The following is a 25,733-nucleotide window of genomic DNA, read 5'->3' on the forward strand; positions in this document are numbered from 1 at the left end:
TCGACGTGAGTGCCGTCCGTGCGCCCGGTCCGAGCGCCGTCGCCCCCGAGACACCTGAGGCGCCCGCTGTCGCTTCGGCGTCAGGGCCCCGCCGTGCGCCGGTCGCCACGCCCGTGCCGCAGTCGCCGGTGGCCCGCCGCCCGCTGCATCTCGGCCCGCCGACCCCGGGCGGCTCCCCCAGCCCGGTCCGCTCCCTCGCCGACCGCGGCCCCGCCGGTGCCCCGGTCCCGCCCGGCGCGGTTCGCCAGTCCGGGTCGCCCGCGATGGGCCCGGAGTACCTTGACGTGCCGCAGCACGCGGAGGCCGCACCTCGGGCCGCGTCGCCCTGGGTGGCCGTACCGGTGACGTCCTCGCTGGCCACCGGGTTTCCGCAGGCTCCGGCAGGCGTGGAAACGGTGCCGTCCGCTGCGGCGCCTGTGGGGAGCGCGGCCGGTGGAGCCGTGCCCGGGGACGGGACGGGAGCAGAAACGGTCGTCCCGGGAGGCGGGCAGGCAGCGGGTACGGCGCCGGCGGCGGCGCCCGCCCCCGCCGTGAGGGGGGAGGTGCTCTCGCCCCAGGTCCCCGAGGCCGTACACAATCCCGAGGCCCTGCACGCGCTGGACGGCTCCCTGGATCCCTCGGCCCCCGACCCGAGCGCGTTCCCGGTGGCCGAGGCCCCCCAGGTGTTCGACGGTGCGGCTCCGGCCGCCGGGACGCCGGCGCAGGTGCCGGCCGAACTGCCGACGGAGACGGAGCCCGTCGCGGCAGTGGAGGAGCAGCCGGCTCCGCAAGACCAGCCGGCCTTGCAGGGGCAGCCGGCCCCGCAGGACCAGCAGGCCGCCGTTGCGGACCAGCCTGCCGCCGTCCAGGACCAGGTGGTTGTGCAGGAACAGGTTGTCGTGCAGGACCAGGTGGTGGCGCCCCAGCCGGTGCCTGACCCGCAGCCCGCGCAGGAGGCGTCTGCCGCCCAGGCGACGCCTGGGGACGAGGCGACGGAGACGGGCGTGGAGGGCACCCCGAGCGCGCCACAGCCGCAGCTCGCGGAGCAGGGCCCTCAACTCGCCGTCCAGGCCGAACACATGCTGGACGCCGCGTCCCAGGTTCCGGACGCGGACTCCCAGGTCGCGACCGGCCACGCCGTGAACCCCGTGACTCAGACGGAGACTCCGCACGCGGAGCCCGCGCCGCAGGTGGAGACCGTGCCTCAGGCGGAGACCGTGCCCCAGGCGGAGGCAGTCCCGCAGCTGCTCGACGCCGAGGCCGTGCCCGCTCCGGAGGAGCCGCTGCCCGCGCCCGTCGTGCCGGAGCAGCCCGTCCAGGACACCGCGCCCACTCAACAGCCCCTGCCTGACCAGGAGTTGGCCCCCGCCGAGGAGCAGGCCCCCTTGGCCGAACCCACCGCCTCCGAGCCGCTCCACGCGGCGCCGGACGAAGTGACCGCGCAGGCCGAGACGCCTGAGCAGCATGCCGTGGACCAGGCACCGCCCGGCGGACAGTTCGTCCCCGTCGAGGAGCAGTCCGCACAGGCTCCGGAGACGGAGGCCCCGGCAGCGGTCGACGAGCAGGCCGAGCCCGTGCCCGCACAGGACGAGGCCCCCGACGTCGTACAGGCTCCGGAGGGCACCCAGCTCCCGGAGAACGCCCAGCCGCCGGTCGCCCCCGTGCCCACCACGCCGTCACCTGAGGACGCCCCGGCCCTCGCAGAGCCCACGGCACCCACGCCGGCCGAGGAGCCGCCCGCGGCAACCGAGCCGCCCGCGGCAGCCGCGGAGGACGTGCTTCCCACGACCGAACCGGAATCACAGATCTCCACCGAGCCGGAACCTCGGACCTCGACCGAGCTCGAACCCCAGACCTCGACCGAGCCGGAGCCCGAGACCGAGCCCGTGCCCGAGGACCAGGCGGAGGCACAGCCCACCACCCCGGACGAGGCACCCGCCCCCGCCCCGGCCCCGGCCCCGGACCCGGCTCCCCCGCCGCCCCGGCCCCGGGTGAGACCCCCATCGTCACGGTCCCCGCCCCCGCGAACCCGAGACGGTCCTCGAACCCGAGGCACTCGCCGAACCCGAGGCACCCGTGGCGGAACCGCCCGCTCCGGAGCCGCTCGCGGCGGACGCGGAGCCCGAGGTCGTACAGCACGCGGAGGACCTGGACACCAGGGTCGCCGACCAGGAGGAGAGCACGGCCGCCGCGGACGAGGCCAGGGAGCCCAGGGGCCCCGCCGCGCCCGGCTACGAGGACGCCGAGCGCGACGCCGTCCTGCGCGTGATGCGCGAGCGCCGCGACATCCGCAACGGCTTCCGCAGCGACCCGATCCCGCACGACGTGCTGCTGCGTGTCCTGGAAGCGGCCCACACGGCGCCGTCCGTCGGCCACTCGCAGCCCTGGGACTTCGTCGTCATCCGCTCGGCCGAGACACGCCGGACGATGCACGAGCTGGCCCAGCGTCAGCGCGAGGCGTACGCGAAGTCGCTGCCCAAGGGCCGGGCGAAGCAGTTCAAGGAACTGAAGATCGAGGCGATCCTCGACACTCCGGTGAACATCGTTGTCACCGCCGACCCGACCCGTGGCGGCCGCCACACCCTGGGCCGCCACACACAGCCCCAGATGGCCCCGTACTCCTCCGCCCTCGCGGTCGAGAACCTGTGGCTCGCCGCCCGCGCCGAAGGCCTCGGCGTCGGCTGGGTCAGCTTCTTCGACGAGCGCGAGATGGTGCGCGCCCTGGGCCTGCCCGAGCACCTGGAGGTCGTGGCGTACCTGTGCGTCGGGTACGTCGACGAGTTCCCGGAGGAGCCCGAGCTGCTACAGGCGGGCTGGTCCAAGCGCCGCCCGCTGTCCTGGGTCGTCCACGAGGAGACGTACGGCCGCCGCGCCCTGCCCGGCGAGGAGCCGCACGACCTGCTCGCCGAGACGGTCGCCGGTATCCGCCCGCTGGACGCCAAGGCGCTCGGCGAGGCGTGGGAGCGGCAGAAGCGCATGACGAAGCCTGCGGGCGCGCTGGGCATGCTGGAGATCATCTCGGCGCAGCTGTCCGGCCTGTCCCGCCAGTGCCCGCCGCCGATCCCGGAGCCCGCGGCCGTCGCGATCTTCGCGGGTGACCACGGCGTGCACGCCCAGGGCGTCACCCCCTGGCCGCAGGAGGTGACCGCCCAGATGGTCGCCAACTTCCTCGGCGGGGGAGCGGTCTGCAACGCCTTCGCCGGCCAGGTGGGCGCCGAGGTCTGCATCGTGGACGTCGGCGTGGCCTGCGAACTCCCGGCCACTCCGGGCCTCCTCCCGCGCAAGGTCCGCGCGGGCACGGCCGACATGACGACCGGCCCCGCGCTGACCCGCGAGGAGGTCAAGCAGGCGATCGAGGTCGGCATCGAGACGGCCCGCGACCTGGTCGCGGCGGGCAACAAGGCACTGCTCACGGGTGAGATGGGCATCGCGAACACCACGGCGTCCGCCGCCCTCATCGCGGTCTTCACGGGCACCGACCCCTCCGAGGTCACCGGCCGGGGCACCGGCATCAACGACGAGACCCTCGCCCGCAAGACCGAGGTGGTCCGCCGGGCCATCGAACTCCACCAGCCCGACCCGGCCGACCCCATCGGCGCCCTCGCGGCGTTCGGCGGCCTGGAGCACGCGGCGCTGGTGGGCCTGCTCCTGGGGGGCGCGTCCCTCCGTACGCCGGTGATCCTCGACGGCGTCAGCGCGGGCGCCGCCGCGCTGGTGGCCCGCGCCATCGCCCCCGAGGTCCTGGCCGCCTGCATCGCCGGCCACCGCAGCGCCGAGCCGGGCCACATGGCGGCCCTGAAGAAGCTGGGTCTGCGCCCCCTGGTCGACCTCGACCTCCGCCTCGGCGAGGGCACGGGTGCCCTCCTCGCCCTCCCGATGGTCCAGAGCACGGCGCGGGCGATGCACGAGGTGGCGACGTTCGATTCCGCAGGGGTAACAGAAAAGTAGGGTCACCCGCGGGCCGGCCGCACGTTCGGGGGCGCGGTGCTGGAGCCCCCGGTTCCGGGAAGGGGTGTGGAGTGGGGAAAGAAAACCCACCCCACCCCGGTCACCTCCCGGCCCCACACATAAAATCCGCACGTCAGGGTCGCTCCAAAGCCGCAGCGCGCCCACCGCACCGCCGCCAGCCCGAGGAGCCGCACTTCTCATGGCCGAACACCCCGCCTACCCCGTAGGCCTCCGCCTCACCGGCCGCCGAGTGGTCGTCCTCGGCGGCGGCCAGGTCGCCGGGCGCCGCCTCCCGGCCCTCATCGCCGCAGGCGCCGACATCCTCCTCGTGTCGCCCGAAGCGACCCCCTCCGTGGAAGCGATGGCGGAAGCGGGCGAGATCACCTGGGAGAGGCGCCCCTACGCGGACGGCGACCTCGCGGACGCCTGGTACGCCCTGATCGCCACCAGTGACCCGGAGGCGAACACACAGGCCTCGGCCGAGGCGGAGGCGCACCGCGTCTGGTGCGTACGCTCCGACAACGCCGACGCCGCCACGGCATGGACCCCCGCCACCGGCCACAGCGAAGGCGTCACGGTCGCCGTCCTCACCAGCCGCGCCAAGGGCCGCGACCCCCGCCACACCGCCGCCATCCGCGACGCCGTGGTCAAGGGCCTCCGCGACGGCACCCTCGTCGCGCCCCACCACCGCACCCGCACCCCTGGCGTAGCCCTCGTCGGCGGAGGCCCCGGCGACCCGGACCTGATCACCGTGCGCGGCCGCCGCCTCCTCGCCGAGGCCGACGTCGTCATCGCGGACCGTCTCGGCCCGCGTGACCTGCTCGCCGAACTCCCGCCGCACGTCGAGGTGATCGACGCGGCGAAGATCCCGTACGGCCGCTTCATGGCGCAGGAAGCGATCAACAACGCGCTCATCGAGCACGCGAAACAGGGCAAGTCGGTGGTCCGTCTGAAGGGCGGCGACCCGTACGTCTTCGGTCGTGGCATGGAGGAGCTCCAGGCGCTCGCCGAGGCCGGTATCCCCTGCACCGTCGTACCCGGCATCTCCAGCTCGATCTCCGTCCCGGGCGCGGCCGGTATCCCGGTGACCCACCGTGGCGTGGCGCACGAGTTCACGGTGGTCAGTGGCCATGTGGCCCCCGACGACGAGCGCTCCCTGGTCGACTGGACGTCCCTCGCCGGACTGACCGGCACGCTCGTGATCCTCATGGGCGTCGACAAGATCGGCCGGATCGCCGAGACCCTCGTCGCCCACGGCAAGCCGGCCGACACCCCCGTGGCCCTCGTCCAGGAGGGCACGACGGCAGCCCAGCGCCGCGTCGACGCGACCCTCGCCACGGTCGCCGAGACCGTCCGCACCCAGGACGTGAAGCCCCCGGCGGTCATCGTCATCGGCGAGGTCGTGACGGTGGGCGGGCAGGCCCCCGCACCGGCCCGGCCGCAGCCACCCGAGTAACCCCGGGTGGCAGTCACCCGAGTAACCCCGGGTAACCCAACCCGTTCAAGCCGTTGGCACCGCTCCCAGGACAAGGCAGTATCACCCTGTGGCCGATCTCATCACCGTTGAGGACCCCGACGACCCGCGCCTGCGCGACTACACCGGCCTGACCGACGTGGAGCTGCGCCGCAAGCGCGAGCCCGCCGAGGGCCTGTTCATCGCCGAGGGCGAGAAGGTCATCAGACGGGCCAAGGAGGCGGGCTACGAGATGCGGTCGATGCTGCTCTCGGCCAAGTGGGTAGACGTCATGCACGACGTCATCGACGAGCTCCCGGCCCCGGTGTACGCGGTCAGCCCGGAGCTCGCCGAGAAGGTCACCGGCTACCACGTGCACCGTGGCGCCCTCGCCTCCATGCAGCGCAAACCACTGCCGACGGCCGACGAACTCCTCCAGGCCGCCCGCCGGGTCGTCGTCATGGAGTCGGCCAACGACCACACCAACAGCGGTGCGATGTTGCCGTTGGGTCTCCAAAGGGGTGCAGGTCAGCGCGTTGCCATCTTCGAGGACATAGTTGATCACGCGAATCTGGGGGCTGCCTTCCGCAACGCGGCCGCTCTGGGCGTGGACGCCGTCTTCCTCACACCACGCTGCGCTGACCCTCTTTACCGGCGGGCGGTGAAGGTGTCGATGGGCGCTGTCTTCCACGTCCCCTGGACCCGGCTGACCTCTTGGCCGAAGGATGTCGAACTCTTCCGTGAGCACGGCTTCATGACGGCTGCCCTGTGCCTCGACGAGAAGTCGATCACGATTGACGAACTGGCCGCCCGCCGGTACGAGAAGCTGGCGCTGATGCTCGGCACCGAAGGCGAGGGGTTGTCGATCGACGCCCTGCGCGCGGCCGATGAATGGGTGCGGATCCCGATGTCCGCGGGAGTGGACTCCCTCAACGTCGCCGCAGCCTCGGCCGTGGCCTTCTACGCGACGAGGCTCTGAGCCACGTCGCCACGACACGTCTCAAGAGATCGCCGGTATTCGTGTGGTGGCTGTGGGTCCGGTAGACCACTCAAATGGCCAGCCGGCGCCTCGGTGTACGTCCACACGGCAGCTGCTTGGAAGGCATGTGCTCTACCCAGCTGAGCTACGGAAGCCGACCCGCGTGAACGCAGCTTCCTGGCGCCGCCCCCTGATACGCGGGGGACGCATGGGGGAATCGTAGATCCCTGGTGACTGGGGCAGACAAGCGCTCCCCAGTCATGCCGCACGAGGGTCTCACACCTTCTTCTCGGAGCCGAAGCCCCTCCAGGAAAGCAATCCAGCACCTGCCCGGCGTTGTCGATCTCCGAGCCGCGACTCGGTCCGGCGCCATGCTCGTACTCTCCGCCGAGGAAGGGATCGGATGCTTGATCCATGTCGGCGTCCTTCCTTGGAGACCGTGCCGGTTTCGGTGAGTTGCTGATCCCGTACGGAGTGTGTTCATCGAATGGCGTGAGGGTATGTATACCGGCGCATCTGGGACGAAGTGGGACGGCTCGGCGGCACAAGTGCCGCGGGCGCACGGGCTGTCGCAGGGTGCAGGGACGAAAGGGGACAGGGATGGCTCGTTGGCGGCCACTTCCCGCAGCGCTGGACAACGACACGCGACTCCTGGTGGAACGCCTACGCGGTCTCAAGGACCAGGCCGGCCTCAGCCTGGCCGAGCTGGCTGCCCGAACCGCTTACAGCAAGTCGGCGTGGCACCGGTACCTCAACGGGGACAAATTCCCGCCGCGGCAGGCGGTCGAGGCGCTGGGACGGCTGGCCGGGGCGGACGGCGCCCGGTTGTTCGTACTGTGGGGCGTGGCGCATCACGCGCGCGAAGACCTCCCCGAAGAACCCGCCGTGCCACCCACCGTGCCGGACAACTCGCCGGCCGAGGCCATGCCGCGACCGCGGACGCCCCGTCGCCGGCGCGGTCTCCTCGTGCTGGTGATCGCCGCGTGCGTCGTGCTCGGCGTCGCGGCCTTCGCCGCACGCTTGACGTCCCCGTCCCTGTCTCTGTCGTTGTTCTCCTCCGCCAACACGGCCGACAACAAGCCGGTTTCATGCTCGGAGGAGTCCTGCCAGGGGCGGCTCCCGCACGCGTCGCGCTGCACCCAGGACGCGCGGACCGTGAGCAGCGTGACGAGCGGCGGGTACGTGGTGCGGCTGCGGTACAGCCGGGCCTGTTCCGCGGTCTGGTCCGAGGTCCATGTCCACGGGGGAACGGTCGTACGGGAGGTCTCCATCGAGTCGGGCCCGGACGAGCGGCTGACCTCGTACCCGGAATTGCGCGAGGACCGCGCGAGCAGCCCGATGCTGGCCGCGTCGCCGCTCCGGACGGAAGAGGCGTGCGCGATCGCCGAGGGGAAGCTGGCGTGCACCAGTAAGGACAGCTCCGAGGTGATGTCCGCTCCCGATGCGTGAGAGTCCCGGCCCCGTTCCGGATTGAGGCGGTAGGGCCCGCGCCAACTTCACGGACATGCAGGGGATTTCCCAGCCCGTTCCGGGACACCGGGGACGGGAGTTGGGCAGCGCGGCACCGGACACGACTGAGGTGTCGGCGCCGATCCGAAGCGTCCGGCAGCCGAGCACGGTACGTCCTCCGGAACCCCTGACCCGTGTGCGGCACAACGCGGAATACTCGCCTCGAAGGAGACATCCATGAACCTGCGTCAACTCCGCCACGGCACCGTCGCCGTACTCGCCGCGCTCGCCCTCTCCCCGGCCGCTGTCGCGGTCGCTGACGGCATCCCCACCACGCCGCCCGCTTCCTCGACGGCGCCGTCCCAGCAGGCGCCCACCGGGCATGCGCCCACCGCCCGCCACACGACTCCGTCGAACAAGGAGCCGAACGCGGTGCGCCGCAGCAGCCGGGGTGTCGTCGCCACGCGTACCGCGCGCCTGAACATCCGCTCCGGCCCCGGCACCGGCTACCACGTGATCGGCTCGCTGCGGCACGGAGCCAAGGTGCCGCTCGCCTACAAGAAGGACGGCACCCGCGTCGGCGGCAACAAGCACTGGTACAAGCTCGCCGACCGGAAGGGCTACGTCTCCGCCCGCTACGTCCGCAACCTCGACGTCGTTCCGGAGAAGTAGGAACACTCGACGACCTCCGCGAAGGGCCTCGACTTCCGCGGAGTGAACCCCGGGTGGGGCCCACGGCCCCACCCGGCCGCGGTCGCTGCCCGCGCCGACGAGACCCCCGCTCCCGGCGCGGCCCGCGACCGCACACTCCAGGCCGTGGGCGACCAGCCCCGTCCCACGGCCTTCTGGCGGGCTCCGTCGCGGATGGAGCGCGCCGTCCCCTCCCTCGCGTTCCTCGCGCACGTGCGCAGACAACAACGGGCACCGGCGGTCAGCGACGTACAGACAGAAAGGCAGCCTTCGTGAGCATCTCCGGAACCGAACACCCCAGCCGTAGGAACGCCCTCATGCTGGCCGCTGTCCTGGGCGGCGCCCTGTGGACCGGCGGCCGGGCACAGGCCCGGACAACGGCCGGGCCCTCCAGAGGCGGCACGCCCGAGCTCTCCGCCCGGGGAAGGGCCTGGCTCACCGGCCTGCGTCTGCATTGCCCCACCGTGATGCAGTCCTTCGCCTTCGACGAGGTGAACGGTGACCTCTACGCCCTCCAGGTGGTGCAGGGCGGCCTGCGACTGGCGGGCGAGAGCCGCGCGTACACCCATGCGGAACGCGCCCGCCGAGGGGATCTGTGCCTCAACCGCCTCTCCATGAAGGGGGCGTTGACGGGGCACATGTTCCTCAAGGGCTTCGGCCACGGCGGAGCCATGGGAGTCGGCGAGCGACGCGGGAGCAGCAGCCTGTGGACGGAGTGGGACGCGAACCCGGCCTCGGGATACGGCCGCGGCGTCTGCCGCTTCCGCTTCGCCGACGGCCGCGTCCTCACCCGAAACAGCCCCGGCATCAGCGCCTACCGCCCCGTGCCGGGCTCGACCAGCAATTACGTCACCCTCGACCCGGACCGGGGCAGACTCCTGCTGCGCTACAAGGTGGAGGGCACCCCGCGCTTCGCGGTGTACGACATCACGCGCTTCGCCGCATGGGACTTCCGGCAGTTGGCCGACTTCGCGCAACCCGACGCCCACCTCGGCCTGCCCTTCCAGGGCATGGCTCTGTACGGTGACTCGGTATACCAGCTCATGGGCAGCGGCTACGGCCCCGACAACCCTGCGACGTCAAGTGGCAACACCCGTATCTCGCGGATCAATTGGCGTACCCGCACCGTGGACCAGGAATACCGCGACCGGACCGCACCGGGATTGTCCTGGCGCGAACCGGAGGGCCTGGCGGTACGTCGCAGCGACAGGCGGCTCTACATCGGCTTCGCCGAAGGCGCGCCGGGACGGAGGAGGTTCTCCCTCTACGCGAAGCGGCTCCGGTGAGCCGTGGGGCTCTCGCCCGACTGCGCGGATCCTCTCCACCGCCGCAGGGTGAAGGTCTCCAAGGGCGCGGTCTTCGCGGTGCCGTACGCACGCCTGGGGACCTGGGCCGAAGAGCCTGGAGACCGTCCGCGAGGCCGGCTTCACGCTCCTCGCGCTCACCCCCGACGAGAAGGCCAAGACACTCGACGAGGCGGCGGCACCGGATGGACCGGGTGGCCCTCATGCTCGGCGCCGAGGGCGACGGCCTGTCCACCCAGGCACTGGTGGCGGCCGACGAATGGGTCCGCATCCCCATGGCCCACGGCGTCGACTCCCTCAACGTGGGCGCGGCGGCAGCGGTCGCGTTCTACGCGGTGGCGACGGGCCGCCCGCCGGCCTGATGGAGCCCACTCATCGGCTCGCCCTGTAGGGCTCCGGCAGGGCTTCGTACGGCTGTTCCTTCCGTACGCTCCGATCGCCGTCCAGCCCGCGCGACGGCCCCTGGCATCCCTGCGCCGCCGCGATACCCAGAGCCACCAGCAGCGTCACCACGACGAACACGATGAGCCGCTGCCGCAGCAGCCGGGGGTTGGCGGGCCGCCGCCCGGTCCCGTTGGTGCGGGGCGCCGTACGGCCACCGCGAGGTACGGGCCGTTTGCCGGACCGGGTGGTGCCCCGCGCCGGCGCCGGACGCGCCCCCGGGCCCGGCCGCGCGCCGCCGCCGGTCCGGGGGGACGAGCCGCCCGTCCGGGACCCACCTCCCGTGCGCGGCAGGGGAGTGCCCTGTGGACTCTGCGGCCGCCGCTGGGTGCGTTGCTCGGCGTTCTGCTCGGCGTACTGCTCCCCGAGCCGCCCCGAGGGCCGGTCGGGAGAGGTACGCGGCGCGGGCGGACGGACCTCCGCGAGCCCCTGTGTCTCGCGTGCGGCGATCTCCTTGAGCCGCAGCGACAGTTGAAGAGTGCTGGGCCGCTCCTCGGGGTCCTTCGCGAGGCAGGCGCGGATGAGCGGAGCCAGCGCGTCCGGCACACCGTGCAGTTGTGGCTCCTCGTGCACCACCCGGTACAGCATGACCTCGGAACTGCCGTGCCCGAAGGGCGAGTCGGAGGTCGCCGCATAAGCGAGCGTCGCGCCGAGTGAGAAGACATCGGTGGCCGGAGTGACGGCCGCCCCGCGCACCTGCTCGGGCGCGAGGAACCCGGGTGACCCGACCGCCGTACCGACGTGCGTCAGCGTCGACGCCCCGGTCGCCCACGCGATCCCGAAGTCGATGATCCGCGGCCCTTTCGGGGAGAGCAGGATGTTGGACGGCTTCAGGTCACGGTGGACGACACCCGCCTCATGTACGGCGAGGAGCCCCTCGGACAGGGCGGACCCGACCGCGGCGACATCGGCGGCCGGCAGTGGCCCGTCGCCGGCGATCTTGTCGTGCAGGGAGGGCCCGGGCACGTACTGTGTGGCGAACCACGGGCGGTCCGCATCGAGATCCGCGGCGACCAGCCGGGCGGTGCAGCCGCCCCGGATCCGCCGCGCCGCCGACACCTCGCGCGCGAACCGCGACCGGAACTCCTGATCCTCCGCCAGGTCCGGCCGGATCACCTTCAGTGCGACCCGCTGTCCCCGCTTGTCGGAGCCCAGGTAGACAACGCCCATCCCGCCCGCGCCGAGCCGTCTGTGCAGCCTGAACGAGCCGACGACGCGCGGGTCCTCGCGCCTCAGGCGCATCATCGCCATGTTCATCCCCGCTGCCCGGTCCGTGTGACGTGGCACAGCTTACGTTTCCACACCCGGGTCCGCGCAGAGGCCGCGCCCTCTCGGCCCGATCGATTGTCAGTGCCGGGTGGGAAAATTGAAAGGTGGTCAGGGAACAGGGGTTCGGGACTGCGCTGAGCTGCCCGTGATCCCAACATCCGGTGGCAGAAGGGGGATTGAATCCGTGAAGGGTGATCGCGTGGAGATAGTCGTGGACGCCGGGGACACGACGCGTACCTACGAGGTGGTGGCGAGCAGGGCGGGCCGCCGGGTGGAGACGGCGGTCCGCAGGGGGGTGGTGGAAGTGAGCGAAGTCACGCGCAACGGATCAGTGGTGCGTACGGCCCGCTTCATGGCGAACCGGGTGCTGGCCCTTGTGGAGCAGCCCGTCCCGCGGGAGGACGTCTCGGAACAGTCGGGGCACGCCGGGCGTCCCCTCCGGGAAGACCCTGAGTCCTAGGTCCTCGTCTCCACCCAGGGGAGTACGACGCAGGTCATGGCTCATCCTCCGGGAGGCCCGGCAATCGGTACGAGGGCATGACGACCCGTACCGGCCGCGCGCCTAGATTTGAGGTCAAGCGGCGGGTGCAGCACTCGTCCCCCGAGGTCAGACACCCGCCGCTGCCACGAAAAGCACCGACTTAACCACCAACAGGTCAGGAGAGGGACCATGGCCCACACGGCACCGCGGACGATGATCCGCACGCAGGGACGCAAGGCGTACAGCGCAGCGTTCCGCACCCGTCGCCCGGGCCGCCGCCACCCCCTGGTGGCGACCGCGATGGTCCTTCCCCTGGCGGCCCTGCTCGTGTACGCCTTCGGCGGCTGGGAGGCAGTGGTCACACAAGCGTCGTCCGTGGGCGTGATGCTGGGGCGCTGAGCGGCGACCCCAGGCCCGGAAGAGCGGTCCGGGCGGGGACATCCACCCATGAAACCCCGTGGGGACGGGGGTGCGGCGGACGGCACAGACGCCCGCGCAGCTGGGGAGCTGCGCGGGCTGTCTATTGCGTCGACGGGGGTCCGGCACCATCCCGCCTCGCCCCCGTACATCTACCCCTACCCCCGCACCTTCCAATGCCGCCCCGCATGTCCAGCCTTGCCCCCTGCCTTCCGGCGGCCCCCGCACGTCCAGCATTGCCCCGCACATCCACGCGTACCCACCTTCCAGTCCCCCCGTGCTTCCATTCCTGCCCCGCACCGTCCAGCGCCGCCCGCACATTTCAGCCCCTCCGGCGTTTGAGGAGCGGGGGTCCGGGGGCCGGCCCCCGAAGCGGGGTCCGGGGCGGGGCCCCGAAGAGGGGGTCCCGGGCGCAGCCCCAAAGCCCTGTGGGGGTCCAGGGGGCTCTGCCCCCTGGCGGGGTTGAAGGGGCGGCAGCCCCTGGGGAATGGGACGGGTAGGGGCGGCGGGGGCGACCTCACCCACGGGCACCCTCACCCACGCGCATCCCCACCACCGCACACCCGCCCCCGAAACACCTGCGTACGCTCGACGGCAAGTGCCATCCCCCAGAGGAGCCCCGTGACCGCAGACGTACTACCCGCCCTGACCGCCAGGGCACGCGGCGCGGCTCATCCTCAGGGCGGAGCCTGCACGCACGATGACACCGTGCTCGCCGAGCGCGACGACGGCACAGTCGTACGGCACGGCGACACGGTGGCCAAGGCGCACGCTCCGGGCACGGACCCCACCGAACTCTCCCCCGCCTCACCACGGCCGCCGCACTCCCCGACATCCTCCTGGCCCCTCTTCACCCCACCCCGGCCGACCTCAACGGCCGCCTGGTGACCTTCTGGCCGTACGGCACACCTGTCGACCCGGACGTACCGGAGGACGCCCCCTGGGAAGCGGCGGCCGTGCTGCTCGCCCGGCTGCACAAGGCACCCGTACCGCCCGGCCTGCCCCCCATGCGCGGCCCGGCCAGGGCGGCCCGGGCGATCGCCCGGCTCCACGCGGTCGGCCCGCACCCGGCCGCCGGCCCGATCCTGCGGGCGTGGGCCACCCTCCCGGCCTGGGCCAGGGACGAGGCCCCGCTCCCGGACACCACGACCCTGTGCCACGGCGACCTCCACCTCGGCCAACTCGTGCGGCTACCCGCGCGGACCGGCCCCTGGCGGCTGATCGACGTGGACGACCTGGGCGTCGGCGTACCCGCCTGGGACCTGGCCCGCCCGGCGGCCTGGTACGCCTGCGGCCTGCTCCCGCCCGACGAGTGGACGCGGTTCCTGACCGCGTACCGGCAGGAGGGCGGCCCGGCGGTCCCAACGGGCGGCGACCCCTGGCCGGCCCTGGACGTCCCCGCCCGCGCCCTCACCGCGCAGACGGCCGCCCTGGCCGTCGCGAAGTCGGTCGCGGAGGACCGGCCCCTGGACGAGGTGCAGCAGGCCGTGGTCGACGCCTGTGACCGAATGGCCGCCGTCCCACCCGAGTTGCCCCAACGCTCCACGAAGTAGGGTGCAACCGAGTGAAGCCGGGCAGTGTCTGTCCTGGCGATACGCGAAGCAGCACCGAACGGCGAGGAGTTGAGCCGAACCATGCAGTGTCCGAAGTGTCATGCGCCGATGCACACGTACAACCGCAACGGTGTCCAGATCGAGCAGTGCAGCGGTTGCCGCGGGATCTTTCTCGACTACGGCGAGCTGGAGTCCCTGACCCGCCTGGAGTCCCAGTGGTCCCAGCCCGCGCCGCCGCCCCCGGCCGCCCCGCAGGCGTACCCGGCGGCCCCCGCCCCCGCCTGGGGTGCCCCGCACGGAGGCCACGGCGGTCATCACGGTCACTACGGCCACAAGCGCCACAAGAGCTTCGGCCACATGCTGTTCTCCAGCTGAGCTCCGCGGCTGAGCCGCACACGAGGAAGCCCCCGGCCGTACGAGACGGCTGGGGGCTTCGGTGTGTGGACGATACTGGGATTGAACCAGTGACCTCTTCCGTGTCAGGGAAGCGCTCTCCCGCTGAGCTAATCGTCCTCGGGACCACGGCCGGAGGGCCCTGGGTACTGCGTGCGCGATACTGGGATTGAACCAGTGACCTCTTCCGTGTCAGGGAAGCGCTCTCCCGCTGAGCTAATCGCGCGGGACGGGATCTTGTCGTACGTGCTGAAAGATCCAGTGGACGATACTGGGATTGAACCAGTGACCTCTTCCGTGTCAGGGAAGCGCTCTCCCGCTGAGCTAATCGTCCTTGGAGGTGGAGACGGGATTTGAACCCGTGTAGACGGCTTTGCAGGCCGTTGCCTCGCCTCTCGGCCACTCCACCAGGAGTGCAGGGGCTCGGGATGATCCCCTGGGTTCCTTCGAGCGGACGACGAGGCTCGAACTCGCGACCTCAACCTTGGCAAGGTTGCGCTCTACCAACTGAGCTACGTCCGCTTGTCGTTTCCGTTTCGCTTGCGCGTCGCGGCGACGAGTTGAACTCTAGCGGATTCCGGGGCCAGTACAAAAACGCGTTTGTGCAGCGTGCTGCGGTGCGTCCGGTCCAGGACCCGGTCAGGGCGGCCCGCGGGGCGCCCGTCCTAGACTCGACCGCGTGCCCGACCTGCCTCCTCTTGCCCGCTTCGGCGGCATCGTCGCGACCGGCCTCACCGACGTGACCAGCGATCCCACGGCCCTGGACTCATCCGGATTCTGGGCCGTCTCGGCCGACTACGAGGGACGTCTGGTGTGTGCGCGCTTCCGTGACGTACGACGCGAGCCGGTACCCGCCGTGGTTCCTGGGGCATGGCGCGGTCCCGGCACCGGTGGCTGGACGTCGTCCCTGGACCGCGGCGCGTACACGGAGGGCGTACGGCGCATACGCGAGCACATCGCGGCCGGCGAGGTGTACCAGGCGAACCTCTGCCGGGTCCTGTCGGCGCCCGTCGCGCCCGGAGCCGACGTGGACGCGCTGACCGCGCTGCTGGCGCGCGGCAACCCGGCGCCCTATGCAGGAACGATTCGCCTGCCCGGTCACGGCGTGGAGATCGCCACCGCGTCGCCCGAGCTCTTCCTGCGTCGCGAGGGCCGCGTCGTCGAGTCCGGCCCGATCAAGGGCACCGGGCGCACGGAGGCGGACCTGCTGGAGAAGGACTATGCCGAGAACGTGATGATCGTGGACCTGGTCCGCAACGACATCGGCCGCGTCTGCACCACGGGCTCGGTGACGGTCCCCGACCTGTGCGTCGTCGAGAAGCATCCGGGCCTGGTCCATCTGGTCTCCACCGTGCGCGGCGAACTGCGCGACGACGCCGGCTGGCCCGAGCTGCTGACCGCCGCCTTCCCGCCCGGCTCCGTCACCGGCGCCCCCAAGTCCAGCGCTCTGCGGATCCTCGCCGCCCTGGAGACGGCACCTCGCGGCCCCTACTGCGGCGGCATCGGCTGGGTGGACGCGGACCGGGGCACCGGCGAGCTGGCCGTGGGCATCCGTACCTTCTGGATCGACCGCGCGGAAGGCCTGCTGCGCTTCGGCACCGGCGCGGGCATCACCTGGGGGTCGGACCCCGAGGGGGAGTGGCGGGAGACCGAGCTGAAGGCGGCCAGGCTGCTCGCGGTAGCGTCGGGGGAGTACGAGGTGAGTGGGAGGACCGTTACGTGAAGATCTGGCTCGATGGTGGTCTGCAGGACATCGAGGCCGCCCGCGTCTCCGTTTTCGACCATGGACTGACCGTGGGCGACGGCGTCTTCGAGACGGTGAAGGCGGCCGACGGGCGGCCGTTCGCGCTGACCCGTCACCTCGACCGGCTGGCCCGCTCGGCGCGCGGCCTCGGGCTGCCCGAGCCCGACCTCGACGAGGTGCGCCGCGCCTGTGCCGCCGTGGTCGACGCCAACCCGATGCCGCTCGGCCGCCTCCGCATCACGTACACCGGAGGCGTCTCCCCGCTCGGGTCGGACCGCGGCAACCACGGCGCCACCCTCGTCGTCGCCCTCGGTGAGACGAGTCGGCGCCCCGATTCGACGGCCGTGATCACGGTCCCCTGGACCCGCAACGAGCGCGGCGCCCTCGCCGGCCTCAAGACCACCTCGTACGCCGAGAACGTCGTCGCCCTCGCCCGTGCTCACGAACACGGCGCGTCCGAGGCGCTGTTCGCCAACACGGTGGGGCAACTGTGCGAGGGCACGGGCTCGAACGTCTTCGTGGTCCTCGACGGGGAGATCCACACCCCGCCGGTCCCCTCCGGTTGCCTCGCGGGCATCACGCGCGCGCTCACCGCAGAGTGGACGGGCGCCCGCGAGACCGACCTGGCGCTGGACGTCCTGGAACGCGCCGACGAGGTCTTCCTGACCTCGACCCTGCGTGACGTGCAGGCGGTGCACCGGGTCGACTCACGCGAACTCCCGGGCGCCCCGGGCCCGGTGACGGCCAAGGCGATGCGGATCTTCCAGGAGCGGGCGGGGAACGACCTCGATCCGTAGCGGCGGGGTTCGCGGTGGCGGGGAACGTAGTGGCGAGGGGCGGGCGCGGCGCACGAATCCCGGATGACGACGAGCGGCGATACGGGTAGAACACCCCTGATGACCACCACCCTGCGGCCGACCGAGCCGCTTCAGCACGCTGCGGACGGAACGCGTTCGCGGAACTACCAGGTGTGCGTGAACAGCCGTCCCGTGGGCGGCATACACCTCGTCACGCGCCCGGAGTACGGCCCTGACGTGGCCCGCATCGAGGACCTGCACATCGACGAGCACGACCGCGGGCGCGGCCGGGGCACGGTGGCCGCGCTCGCCGCCGAGGAAGTGGTACGGGGCTGGGGATGCCGGCGCATCGAGGTGTCCGTGCCCGGCGACGCGGACGCCTCCCTCCGGCTCGCCACGGCGCTCGGATACCTGCCCGGCAGCCGCCACATGGCGAAACCCCTCAACGGCACCCGGCCCGAGCTGCCCGCGGGCAGCGCCGCCCGTCCCATGACCGAGTCCGAGTACGGTCCCTGGCTCGCGCACGAGCGCGAGGCGTTCGCCCGCAGCCTGATCGAGAAGGGCATGCCGGCCGCCCAGGCCTACGCCAGGACGGACGAGGGGCACGCGAAGTACCTCGCCGACGGGCTGGCCACCGAGAACACCCTGATCAGCGTCCTGGAGCACGAGGGGGCGCGGGTCGGTGTCCTCTGGCTGGGGCTGTGGCCCGAGACGGGGTTCGTGCTGGAGGTCGAGGTCGACGCGGAGCACCGGGGCCATGGTCACGGCCATGCCCTGATGCTTCTGGCCGAGCAGCAGGCCGTGTCGGGCGGGAAGGACCGCATGACGCTCAACGTCTTCGCGGGTAACACCCCGGCCGAGCGGCTCTACGAGTCGCTCGGTTACCGGACGACGGCACACCACCTGTACAAGGAACTGCTCTGAGGCGCACGCGCGACTGCGTGGTGGGGGGGTGCTGTGCGAGCCTCGGGGGCACCGCGAGCCGTGACCGCTACGAGGCCGGCGTCCCCTCGGCCAGCAGTCGGTCGGCGATCTCCTCTATGCGCTCGCGCAGCCCCTCCTGGCTCTTGCCACCGTCGAGACGTTCGCCGCCGATGACGTACGTCGGGGTGCCGGTCACGCCGATCGCCTTGCCCTCGGCCTGGTCGGCGTCGACGATGAGGATGTGCCGGCCGTCGATCAGCGCGGTGTCGAACTCCTCGGTATCGAGGCCGAGTTCGCGGGCCACGTCGATCAGGAAGGGCTGGCCCTCGCGGCCCAGTTGCTCGACCCGTCCCAGTACGGCCTCCACGTACGGCCACGCCTTGCCCTGCTCCGCGGCCTCCTCGGCGGCCTGCGCTGCGGCGAAGGAGTGCTTGTGCTTCTCCAGCGGGAAGTGACGCAGCCGCAGTTCGAGCCGGTCGCCGTAGCGGGCGCGCAGCGCGCGGAGGTCGTCGAGGGCGCTGTGGCAGTCGGGGCACTGGAGTTCGCACCATACGTCCAGGACCACGGCGGCGGGACGTGCGGGGGAGGAGTCGCTCATGGGCTCCAGTCTCCCAGCAAGGCCGGCGCCGACCCAATTCGGGACGCACAGTTCAGGGGCCGTAGATGTCTGGTACCGGGGGTGGAGCCGACCCCGAGACGACCCGGAGATCTCCCTGAGGTCCGGTCCGGCCATGGCATGCCGGGTGCGGGGCGGTGCAGGATGGAAGGAACGAACCGACCCTGCCCGACCGAGCACCGCCTGGAGGACCGGATGATTGCCGAGACCGTTTGTGCCGCAGTGTCCGCGGCCGGCCTGGGCGTCGCCGCGATCACGGCCTACCGCAAGCGCTTCCTCAGGGCGGCCCGTATCGCCGCGTACTCACTCATGCCCATCGGTCTGGTGATGACCGGGGTCGTCGAGTGGGCGGCCGACACGGCCTTCAGCCCGACCGCCTGGGCGGGCTTCGGCGTGCTGGGCGCCGCCTGGCTGCTCTTCGTGACCACCCGTGCCGTGGAGCGGCGTGGTGGAGGGACCCGCAAGGAGCGCAAGGCAGCCCAGGCCGCGCAGCGTGAGGCGATAGCCCCCGCGGCCTCGGCTCCCTCCCTGGGACAGGGCACCCGCCCCGCCGCCCGCCCCACGACCACGCCCCGGGCCGCCGGCTCAACCGACTCCGGGGACGACTTCAGCGACATCGAGGCCATCCTCAAGAAGCACGGCATATGACAGCATCGTGGTCCGGATGATCGCGGATGTACGAGCCTGACTGAAACGACACAGTGGGTCCGGCGAGAGGTCGGAAGCGATCACGGATCGCTCCCACGCAACGGGATATTGGCGAACTCCTGGTCATTCCGCATGTGTTGATCGCGGTGAGGGTCTCGGCTGCGCAATGATCGCCGCGAGATGCTGGACACAACCCAGAGCGACAGCGCAGCTCCCCCCGAGGAGCGGCGAGGTTGTCTCTTCGCGCTCTCCCAGCCACCGCTGATGATCTTCCTAGCGGTGATCGGCTGTCTGCTGCTCATGGCATCACTGCACGACCTGCTGATGCTTTGAGCCGTAAACGGAGCCCAGGCGCCACCCGCCGAGGGCTCCGTCAGCCTCGGCGCACCCAGCTCGGCCTCCCTCTCGCCGTCCCTGCCTCTTCGACCGTGCGACCGTCTCGTCGTCGGCTGTCTCCGGCGCGTCCCCGGCCGTTTGCCGGGGAGTCCGAAGATTGGCCCCTCAGCCCGTGGCCTCCTTGCGGCGGGCCCGGTAGGCCGCCACGTGGAGGCGGTTTCCGCAGGTGCGGCTGTCGCAGTAGCGTCGGGAGCGGTTGCGGGAGAGATCGACGAAGGCGCGACGGCAGTCGGGGGCCTCACAGCGGCGCAGCCGTTCCTGTTCCCCGGCGACCACGAAGAAGGCGAGCGCCATCCCGCAGTCGGCCGCGAGGTGGTCGGCGACGGACGCGCCGGGCGCGAAGTAGTGCACGTGCCAGTCGTAGCCGTCGTGGTCGGTGAGCCGCGGGGTGGTGCCCGCCGCGGCGACCAGGTCGTTGATGACTCCGGCGGCCGAGCGTGCGTCGGGTGCCGCGAAGACCTCGGCGAACCGGCCACGGACCTTGCGTACCGCCGCGAGGTCGAGATCCGACAGCACCCCCACATCGCTGATCTCGTGCCTTCGTACGAAATCGCCGAGCGCCGGGATGTCCAGGAGGCCGTCCGTCATCGTGTCGTCGTCCGGCACGGTGTTGACCAGATCCACCACGGTGTCGAGGGCGCACCGGGTGTCGTGGGTGATCAGCACGTTTCGCTCCCTGGCCTGGAGGTCGGGCGGGGCGCCCGCCGATGCTGGCCGATGTTAGTGGCTCGCCGGCCTGTTCGAGGGGCACGGGACGAGCCTGGAACAGCGCCGTGACGACCGGAACCCGCCCGGTACACGTGTGCCCGGACGTGGTGGGTTCCGGTCCGCGCACACGCGTCCCCGTCGCCCACGCGCCTCTCTCCGGGCCCGGACACACACGCCCGCCCGGGGCCCGGACACGCCCGTTGCCCCAGGCTCCGACACGGACCTCGCCCAGCCCGTCGCGGAACGTCACTGTCCGGCACTCCGTGCGATATCGGTGCGTACGGTGGCACAGGTGGTATCTGTTACGTGCCGTACCTGTCCTCGCCGCACCCGTGCACGCCGCTACATCGGTACGCGCCACGCGCCACGCGCCACGCGCACGGACACCGGCGCCCCCGCGCGGAGCTCCGCGGCGACGGTGCCGGTGAGTGTCCTATGCGGTTGTTTCCTGGCCCGAGCCGTCTCCCCGAGTGGACGGCGCCGGGCGGCTTTGTGGGAGCCTCGCCCTAACTTTCCGCCAGGATGTGCGAGAGCTCCTGATCGAGGTCGAAGTGCCGGTGCTCCGTGCCGGGTGGCACGGCGGCGTCTGTCCGCTTCAGGAACGATTCCAGGGCCCGCGCCGGGGCCTCGAGCAGGGCCTCGCCCTCCGGAGAGCTCAGGGCGATGCACACGACGCCCTGACCGTGGCTCCGGGACGGCCAGACGCGGACGTCGCCGGTTCCGGTGGGTCGGTGGAGCCCTTCGGCGAGGAGGTCGCGGGCGAACACCCACTCGACGGTCTCCTCGGCTCCGGTGTGGAAGGTGGCGTGCACGGCGTAGGGATCGGCCGTGTCATACCGCAGTCCCGCGGGAACAGGCAGTGAGGACTCGCTCGACACAACGAGGCGCAGGTGCAGCTCGCAGCTGACCGTGGTGTTCATAAGCGCCAGGGCCTTTCGCTCAGTGTGCGCTCGGGGATTCGCACGTCGGCGAAATCGACATGCCACCTACGGTGCCGTTGTAAACCCCTCTGAGTGTTTTGCGTAGCTTTTGGTAGCTCATCCGGCCGAGAGTACGTTTGCCGGATACGACCATTCTGGTGATCGGTTTCTCTCGGGTAGGGTTTGGTCATATGGATACGGGGAGTGGCGAGGCGGGGGAGGTCGCCGTGGCGGCCGACGGAACGAAGAGCGACACGGCCGGCGTACCCAGGGGTCAGACCGACGCGAAGGCGGGCGGGGAGGCGGTTCGTGGGTCCCGTGCGCCGGAATTCGTCAAGACCCGGCGCATGCTGCACCTGAGCTGGCAGGTGGGTGTCTTCGTCCTGGGGCTCGCTGTTGTCGTGGCGGGCGTGATCATGCTGCCGTTGCCCGGTCCGGGCTGGGTGGTGATCTTCTGCGGCATGGCGATCTGGGCGACCGAGTTCGTCTGGGCACAGCTTGTGCTCCGCTGGACGAAGCGCAAGGTGACCGAGGCGGCCCAGCGGGCCCTCGACCCCGAAGTGCGGCGTCGCAACATCATCCTGACGGCGATCGGCCTCGTGATCATGGCTGTGCTGGGCGGCATCTACCTCTGGAAGTTCGGCTTCGAGATGCCCTGGAACATCAAGGACCAGTGACCCAGCGGTGGTCCGACGCTACTCCGGTAGTGGTCGGAGGCATCCCTGACATGGGGTAATCTTCTTCCTGCGCCCGGGCGATTAGCTCAGCGGGAGAGCGCTTCGTTCACACCGAAGAGGTCACTGGTTCGAACCCAGTATCGCCCACATGATCGGTAAACGACCCGGTCCACGGTTTCCGTGGACCGGGTCGTTCCGTTTGTGGACCGCGCACTGCGTGGGGCCTGCCTGCCGCCTTCCGGGTGTCGTGGTTGCTCTCCGTCGCCCGCACCAGTTCGGCCGACCACCGCCTCGCCGAGGCCGGCCGCGTCCCTCACCGGGCCGGACCCGCCGTCTCTCCGGTCGGCAGCGACGTACCCATCCGCGTGCCGGGCGCCGTGCCGCGGTGTTGCGCTCCGCGACCCGCCCTGCTCGCCCCGGCCGCCCGTTCCCAGCCGCCCGTCGGCAGAGCCTCGCTCCGACATCGTGCCGCCCTCTCAACCCCACCCACTGACGCCCCGGCTGTCCCGCAACCCCCCGTTCGCCCCCAATCCGCTCCACTCGCCCGCCCCAACCACCCCCCGACCTGCACACTCCCGTACCCGCCCCCGCCGCACCCCATCCGAGTCACCTCACCGAGCACCCTCCGCTTTCCATCAATTCCTGTGCGGATTATTGACGCGCTGGGAGGGCCTCCGTACCTTGTGCCAGCAAGCGCTTACTTGAAACGATTCATGAGGCGGCCGCAACGTCGCGGGGAGGCTCAACCATGCAGCATGACCGGAAAGTTGAGAGGCGGACCATCCTCAAGGCGGCCGGCGCCTCACTGGCCGTCGCGGGGCTCGGGGCGACAGCCACGGCCTGCGGCGGCGACAGCGGTGCGGGGGACGGGACGGTGACGATCCGTTACGCGTGGTGGGGAGCCGAGGACCGCGCCCAGAGAATCAACAAGACCATCAAGCTGTTCGAGAAGAAGTACCCGAAGATCAAGGTGAAAACGGACTTCCAGCCCTACCCGGACTTCTGGAAGAAGTTCAACACCCAGGCCTCCGGCGGAAATCCGCCGGACGTCTTCCAGAATGCCGTCGCGTTCCTGCGCAAATACGACGCGAAGAATGTGCTGCTCGATCTCAGCGAGCAGGTCAAGGCGGGCAATCTCTCCATGGACGGCTTCCGTGCCGGACTGGAGAAGTTCGGCGAGATCGACGGCAAGCTCCTCGGGGTTCCGGTCGGCTCCAACTCGATGGCCCTGGTGATCGACAAGCCCGTCTACACCAAGGCGGGGGTCACACCGGAGCAGGGCTGGACCTGGGACGACTTCGACGCGGCGATGAAGAAGATCCGTGACAGGACGGGCCGCGCCGGCGACAGCGGCATGTACGGCGTCATGTACCTCTACGACCTCTACCTGCGCCAGAACGGCAAGGCGTTCTTCACCGAGGACGGGATCGGCTTCACCGAGGCGGATCTGAGGGACTGGTGGACAAAGGCGGAGAAGGGCGTCGAGGAGGGCGTCTACACCGACGCCAAGAAGGTCGCCCAGATCAAGCCCAAGTCGGCGGTCGCCGCGGAGATCGCCGCCGGTGAGTTCACCTGGGACAACTTCACCGTCCGCTACACCGCCGAGGGCAAGAGCGAGTACGGCCTGGCCCCCATCCCGACCACGGACGGCAAGAAGACCGGCCAGTACCTCGGCTCCCTCATGCTCAGCGGTTCCAAACGCACCCAGCACCCCAAGGAAGTCGCCCAGTTCATCGACTTCATGGTGCACGACCCCGAGGTCGCCAAGATCATGGGCTACGACCGCGGCGTGCCCGCGACCCAGGCCCAGTACGACGCGTTCCAGCCGACCGACGAGGTCAACAAGGCGATAGCCGCCTACGAGGAGTCCCTCGTCGCGTCGGGCGTCCTGGAGCCCATCACCCCGCACCCGAACGGCGCGGACATCTGTGAGGCCGCGTTCCTGCGGATCGCCGAGGAACTCGCCCTGGGCGAGCGCTCGGTGGGCGACGCGGTCAAGCAGTTCTTCACCGAGTCGAAGACGGCTCTCGGCAGCTGATGGGAACCACCGTGACACACGCCCCTGCGATGGAGGGCCTGTCCAAGGACGAGGGCTCCGAGCCGCGGCACGGTCCGGTGAAATCCTCGCGCCCCGCCGCCCTCAAGCGGCGGGGCCGCCGGGAGAACCTGGCCGGCTACCTCTTCATGTCCCCGTGGATCGCGGGTTTCCTGCTGCTGACCGCGGGCCCGATGGCCGCCTCGCTCTACTTCGCCTTCACCGACTACAACCTGTTCGACGCGCCCAGGTGGATCGGTCTCGACAACTTCTCCGAGATGTTCGGCGACCCCCGCTGGCAGCACTCGGTGCGGGTGACGTTGTGGTACGTCGTCGTCGGTACGCCGCTGAAGCTGCTCGCGGCCCTCGGGGTGGCGCTGCTCCTGGCGCAGTCGCGGCGCGGGCAGGCCTTCTACCGGGCCGCCTTCTACGCGCCGTCGCTCATCGGGGCGAGCGTCTCCATCGCGATCGTCTGGAAGGCGATCTTCTCGGACGACGCGATCGTCGACCGTACGCAGAAGCTCTTCGGGCTGAACGTCGGAGGCTGGACCGGCGACCCGGACATGATCATCTACAGCCTGGTGGCGCTCACCGTCTGGCAGTTCGGCGCCCCCATGGTCATCTTCCTGGCCGGCCTCAAGCAGGTCCCGCGCGAGTTGTACGAGGCGGCCGAGGTCGACGGGGCGGGCAAGCTGCGGCGGTTCTGGAACATCACGCTGCCGATGATCTCCCCGGTCCTGTTCTTCAACGTCCTGCTGGAGACCATTCACTCCTTCCAGATCTTCAGTTCGGCGTACATCGTCGGCGGCGGTGCCGGAGGTAATGCCTGTGGTCCCGCGGACGGCACGATGGTCTATACCTGCTACCTCTACGTCCAGGGCTTCGAGAACAGCCGCATGGGCCTGGCCTCCGCCATGGCCTGGATGCTGCTCGTCGCGGTCGCCCTGGTCACGGCGGTGCTGTTCTGGTCACAGAAGCGCTGGGTGCACTACGAGGAGGGTGCCTGATGAACGCACAGGCCACCGACATCACGCCGGCCACCTCCACGAGGGCGGGCAGCCTCCGGCGCAGGCTGCCCGGTTCCGTCGCCTGGCACATCGGCTCCCTCGCGATCCTCGCGGTGATCCTCTATCCGGTGATCTGGGTCATCGGCGGCTCGTTCAAGAGGAGCGAGGACATCATCGGCAGCCTGGACCTCTTCCCCGGCGATCCGATCATCTCGAACTACACGCGGCTCACCGAGGGCATCGCGGACATCTCGATCTCCACGTTCTTCCTCAATTCACTGACCCTCGCCCTCGGTTCCGTGATCGGGATCCTGGTGTCGTGCTCGCTGACGGCGTACGCCTTCGCGAGGATCAGGTTCGCGGGCCGCAATCTGCTGTTCACGCTGATGATCGGCACGCTGCTGTTGCCGTACCACGTGCTGCTGATCCCGCAGTACGTGTTGTTCCGCAACATGGAAATGATCAACACGTACACCCCGCTGCTGCTGCCGAAGTACCTGGCCACGGAGGCGTTCTTCGTCTTCCTGATGATGCAGTTCATGCGCAACCTGCCCAAGGAACTCGACGAGGCGGCCCGCCTCGACGGCTGCGGGCATCTGCGCATCTACTGGTCGATCGTGCTCCCGCTGTGCCGTCCGGCCCTGATCACCAGCGCGATCTTCACCTTCATCAACGCGTGGAACGACTTCATGGGTCCGCTGATCTACCTCAACGAGCCCGACAAGTACACGGTCTCCCTCGGTCTGAAGATGTTCGTGGACCAGGAGGGACTGGCGAACTACGGCGGCATGATCGCCATGTCCCTCGTCGCCCTCCTGCCGGTCCTCGCCTTCTTCCTCGCCTTCCAGCGCTATCTGATCGACGGTATGGCCACGTCGGGTCTGAAGGGCTGAGGTGAGCTGACC

The 25,733-nt window shown here is 70.8% G+C and carries 21 protein-coding genes, 6 tRNA genes and 3 pseudogenes; 21 read left to right on the forward strand and 9 right to left on the reverse strand.

Annotated elements, in window-relative coordinates; all coding sequences use genetic code 11:
* Positions 1-263 precede the first annotated feature (263 nt).
* The 7 genes and pseudogenes from cobT to E0500_RS35760 form a co-directional block, all read left to right on the forward strand.
* Positions 264-3,927: pseudogene (gene cobT, locus E0500_RS45610) on the forward strand (nicotinate-nucleotide--dimethylbenzimidazole phosphoribosyltransferase).
* A 199-nt stretch (positions 3,928-4,126) separates the two neighbouring features.
* Positions 4,127-5,383: a uroporphyrinogen-III C-methyltransferase gene (cobA, locus tag E0500_RS35735; protein ID WP_131570699.1), complete on the forward strand. Its 1,257-nt coding sequence runs from the start codon at positions 4,127-4,129 to the stop codon at positions 5,381-5,383.
* Between the two features lie 88 nt (positions 5,384-5,471).
* Positions 5,472-6,359 carry an RNA methyltransferase gene (locus tag E0500_RS35740; protein ID WP_131570697.1) on the forward strand — a complete coding sequence of 296 codons (888 nt, stop codon included), beginning with the start codon at positions 5,472-5,474 and terminating at the stop codon, positions 6,357-6,359.
* Between the two features lie 600 nt (positions 6,360-6,959).
* A complete protein-coding gene (locus E0500_RS35745; protein WP_131570695.1) occupies positions 6,960-7,808 on the forward strand; it encodes an XRE family transcriptional regulator in 849 nt (282 codons plus the stop codon).
* A 237-nt stretch (positions 7,809-8,045) separates the two neighbouring features.
* Positions 8,046-8,480 (forward strand): SH3 domain-containing protein, encoded by a 435-nt coding sequence (locus E0500_RS35750; RefSeq protein WP_131570693.1) that lies wholly within the window; start codon positions 8,046-8,048, stop codon positions 8,478-8,480.
* Positions 8,481-8,770: 290 nt separating this feature from the next.
* Positions 8,771-9,784, forward strand: coding sequence for a teichoic acid biosynthesis protein C (locus tag E0500_RS35755; protein WP_131570692.1), 1,014 nt, complete (start codon positions 8,771-8,773; stop codon positions 9,782-9,784).
* Positions 9,785-10,164 (forward strand): annotated as a pseudogene (locus E0500_RS35760) (TrmH family RNA methyltransferase); the annotation flags it as partial.
* 10 nt (positions 10,165-10,174) lie between these two features.
* Here E0500_RS35760 and E0500_RS35765 read toward each other — a convergent pair.
* Positions 10,175-11,500, reverse strand: a complete 1,326-nt coding sequence (locus tag E0500_RS35765) for a serine/threonine-protein kinase (RefSeq protein ID WP_165935214.1) — start codon at positions 11,498-11,500, stop codon at positions 10,175-10,177.
* Between the two features lie 196 nt (positions 11,501-11,696).
* Between E0500_RS35765 and E0500_RS35770 the strand changes: the two genes are divergently transcribed.
* The 4 genes and pseudogenes from E0500_RS35770 (at position 11,697) to E0500_RS35785 (ending at position 14,338) form a co-directional block, all read left to right on the forward strand.
* Positions 11,697-11,972 carry a hypothetical protein gene (locus tag E0500_RS35770; protein ID WP_131570688.1) on the forward strand — a complete coding sequence of 92 codons (276 nt, stop codon included), beginning with the start codon at positions 11,697-11,699 and terminating at the stop codon, positions 11,970-11,972.
* Between the two features lie 210 nt (positions 11,973-12,182).
* Entirely contained in the window at positions 12,183-12,392 is a 210-nt protein-coding gene (locus tag E0500_RS35775) for a hypothetical protein (protein WP_131570686.1), read from the forward strand.
* A 639-nt stretch (positions 12,393-13,031) separates the two neighbouring features.
* Positions 13,032-13,963 (forward strand): annotated as a pseudogene (locus E0500_RS35780) (phosphotransferase family protein).
* A gap of 81 nt (positions 13,964-14,044) precedes the next feature.
* Positions 14,045-14,338, forward strand: a complete 294-nt coding sequence (locus E0500_RS35785) for a zf-TFIIB domain-containing protein (protein WP_181587346.1) — start codon at positions 14,045-14,047, stop codon at positions 14,336-14,338.
* 66 nt (positions 14,339-14,404) lie between these two features.
* Here the strand turns inward: E0500_RS35785 and E0500_RS35790 are convergent.
* From E0500_RS35790 to E0500_RS35810, 5 genes are all read right to left on the reverse strand, one after another.
* A tRNA-Val gene (locus E0500_RS35790) sits at positions 14,405-14,476 on the reverse strand.
* 34 nt (positions 14,477-14,510) lie between these two features.
* Positions 14,511-14,582 (reverse strand) — tRNA-Val (locus E0500_RS35795).
* Between the two features lie 36 nt (positions 14,583-14,618).
* A tRNA-Val gene (locus E0500_RS35800) sits at positions 14,619-14,690 on the reverse strand.
* A 1-nt stretch (position 14,691) separates the two neighbouring features.
* Positions 14,692-14,765, reverse strand: a tRNA-Cys gene (locus E0500_RS35805).
* Positions 14,766-14,805: 40 nt separating this feature from the next.
* Positions 14,806-14,878: transfer RNA gene (locus tag E0500_RS35810), tRNA-Gly, on the reverse strand.
* Positions 14,879-15,035: 157 nt separating this feature from the next.
* Between E0500_RS35810 and E0500_RS35815 the strand changes: the two genes are divergently transcribed.
* From E0500_RS35815 to E0500_RS35825, 3 genes are all read left to right on the forward strand, one after another.
* The gene (locus E0500_RS35815) at positions 15,036-16,079 is read left to right on the forward strand and encodes a chorismate-binding protein (protein WP_131571545.1); all 1,044 of its coding nucleotides are present in this window, start codon (positions 15,036-15,038) and stop codon (positions 16,077-16,079) included.
* Positions 16,076-16,897 (forward strand): aminotransferase class IV, encoded by an 822-nt coding sequence (locus tag E0500_RS35820; RefSeq protein WP_131571542.1) that lies wholly within the window; start codon positions 16,076-16,078, stop codon positions 16,895-16,897. Before E0500_RS35815 ends, E0500_RS35820 begins: the two co-directional genes overlap by 4 nt.
* A 99-nt stretch (positions 16,898-16,996) precedes the next feature.
* Positions 16,997-17,821, forward strand: coding sequence for a GNAT family N-acetyltransferase (locus E0500_RS35825; RefSeq protein WP_131571539.1), 825 nt, complete (start codon positions 16,997-16,999; stop codon positions 17,819-17,821).
* A gap of 67 nt (positions 17,822-17,888) precedes the next feature.
* Here the strand turns inward: E0500_RS35825 and E0500_RS35830 are convergent, their stop codons facing one another.
* A complete protein-coding gene (locus tag E0500_RS35830; RefSeq protein ID WP_131571536.1) occupies positions 17,889-18,419 on the reverse strand; it encodes a DsbA family protein in 531 nt (176 codons plus the stop codon).
* Positions 18,420-18,632: 213 nt separating this feature from the next.
* Between E0500_RS35830 and E0500_RS35835 the strand changes: the two genes are divergently transcribed.
* The gene (locus tag E0500_RS35835) at positions 18,633-19,085 is read left to right on the forward strand and encodes a hypothetical protein (RefSeq protein WP_131571533.1); all 453 of its coding nucleotides are present in this window, start codon (positions 18,633-18,635) and stop codon (positions 19,083-19,085) included.
* Between the two features lie 180 nt (positions 19,086-19,265).
* Entirely contained in the window at positions 19,266-19,418 is a 153-nt protein-coding gene (locus tag E0500_RS35840; protein WP_165935240.1) for a hypothetical protein, read from the forward strand.
* A 168-nt stretch (positions 19,419-19,586) separates the two neighbouring features.
* Here the strand turns inward: E0500_RS35840 and E0500_RS35845 are convergent, their stop codons facing one another.
* Together E0500_RS35845 and E0500_RS35850 are read right to left on the reverse strand one after the other, a co-directional pair.
* A complete protein-coding gene (locus E0500_RS35845) occupies positions 19,587-20,147 on the reverse strand; it encodes a CGNR zinc finger domain-containing protein (protein WP_131571531.1) in 561 nt (186 codons plus the stop codon).
* Between the two features lie 548 nt (positions 20,148-20,695).
* Complete coding sequence (locus tag E0500_RS35850; RefSeq protein WP_004002642.1) at positions 20,696-21,109, reverse strand: SsgA family sporulation/cell division regulator; 414 nt, start codon at positions 21,107-21,109, stop codon at positions 20,696-20,698.
* A 191-nt stretch (positions 21,110-21,300) separates the two neighbouring features.
* On the opposite strand from E0500_RS35850, the gene E0500_RS35855 reads away from it, so the two are divergent.
* The 5 genes from E0500_RS35855 to E0500_RS35875 all read left to right on the forward strand — a co-directional run bounded on the left by E0500_RS35855 (position 21,301) and on the right by E0500_RS35875 (position 25,721).
* Entirely contained in the window at positions 21,301-21,786 is a 486-nt protein-coding gene (locus tag E0500_RS35855; RefSeq protein WP_131571528.1) for a TIGR02611 family protein, read from the forward strand.
* A 75-nt stretch (positions 21,787-21,861) separates the two neighbouring features.
* Positions 21,862-21,933, forward strand: a tRNA-Val gene (locus tag E0500_RS35860).
* Positions 21,934-22,534: 601 nt separating this feature from the next.
* A complete protein-coding gene (locus E0500_RS35865; protein WP_131570449.1) occupies positions 22,535-23,824 on the forward strand; it encodes an ABC transporter substrate-binding protein in 1,290 nt (429 codons plus the stop codon).
* Positions 23,824-24,828 (forward strand): carbohydrate ABC transporter permease, encoded by a 1,005-nt coding sequence (locus tag E0500_RS35870; protein WP_165935205.1) that lies wholly within the window; start codon positions 23,824-23,826, stop codon positions 24,826-24,828. The genes E0500_RS35865 and E0500_RS35870 overlap by 1 nt, the downstream gene beginning before the upstream one ends.
* Positions 24,828-25,721 carry a carbohydrate ABC transporter permease gene (locus E0500_RS35875; RefSeq protein WP_131570453.1) on the forward strand — a complete coding sequence of 298 codons (894 nt, stop codon included), beginning with the start codon at positions 24,828-24,830 and terminating at the stop codon, positions 25,719-25,721. Before E0500_RS35870 ends, E0500_RS35875 begins: the two co-directional genes overlap by 1 nt.
* Positions 25,722-25,733 lie beyond the last annotated feature (12 nt).

The organism is Streptomyces sp. KM273126 (assembly GCF_004337435.2).
Taxonomy (GTDB): domain Bacteria; phylum Actinomycetota; class Actinomycetes; order Streptomycetales; family Streptomycetaceae; genus Streptomyces; species Streptomyces acidicola.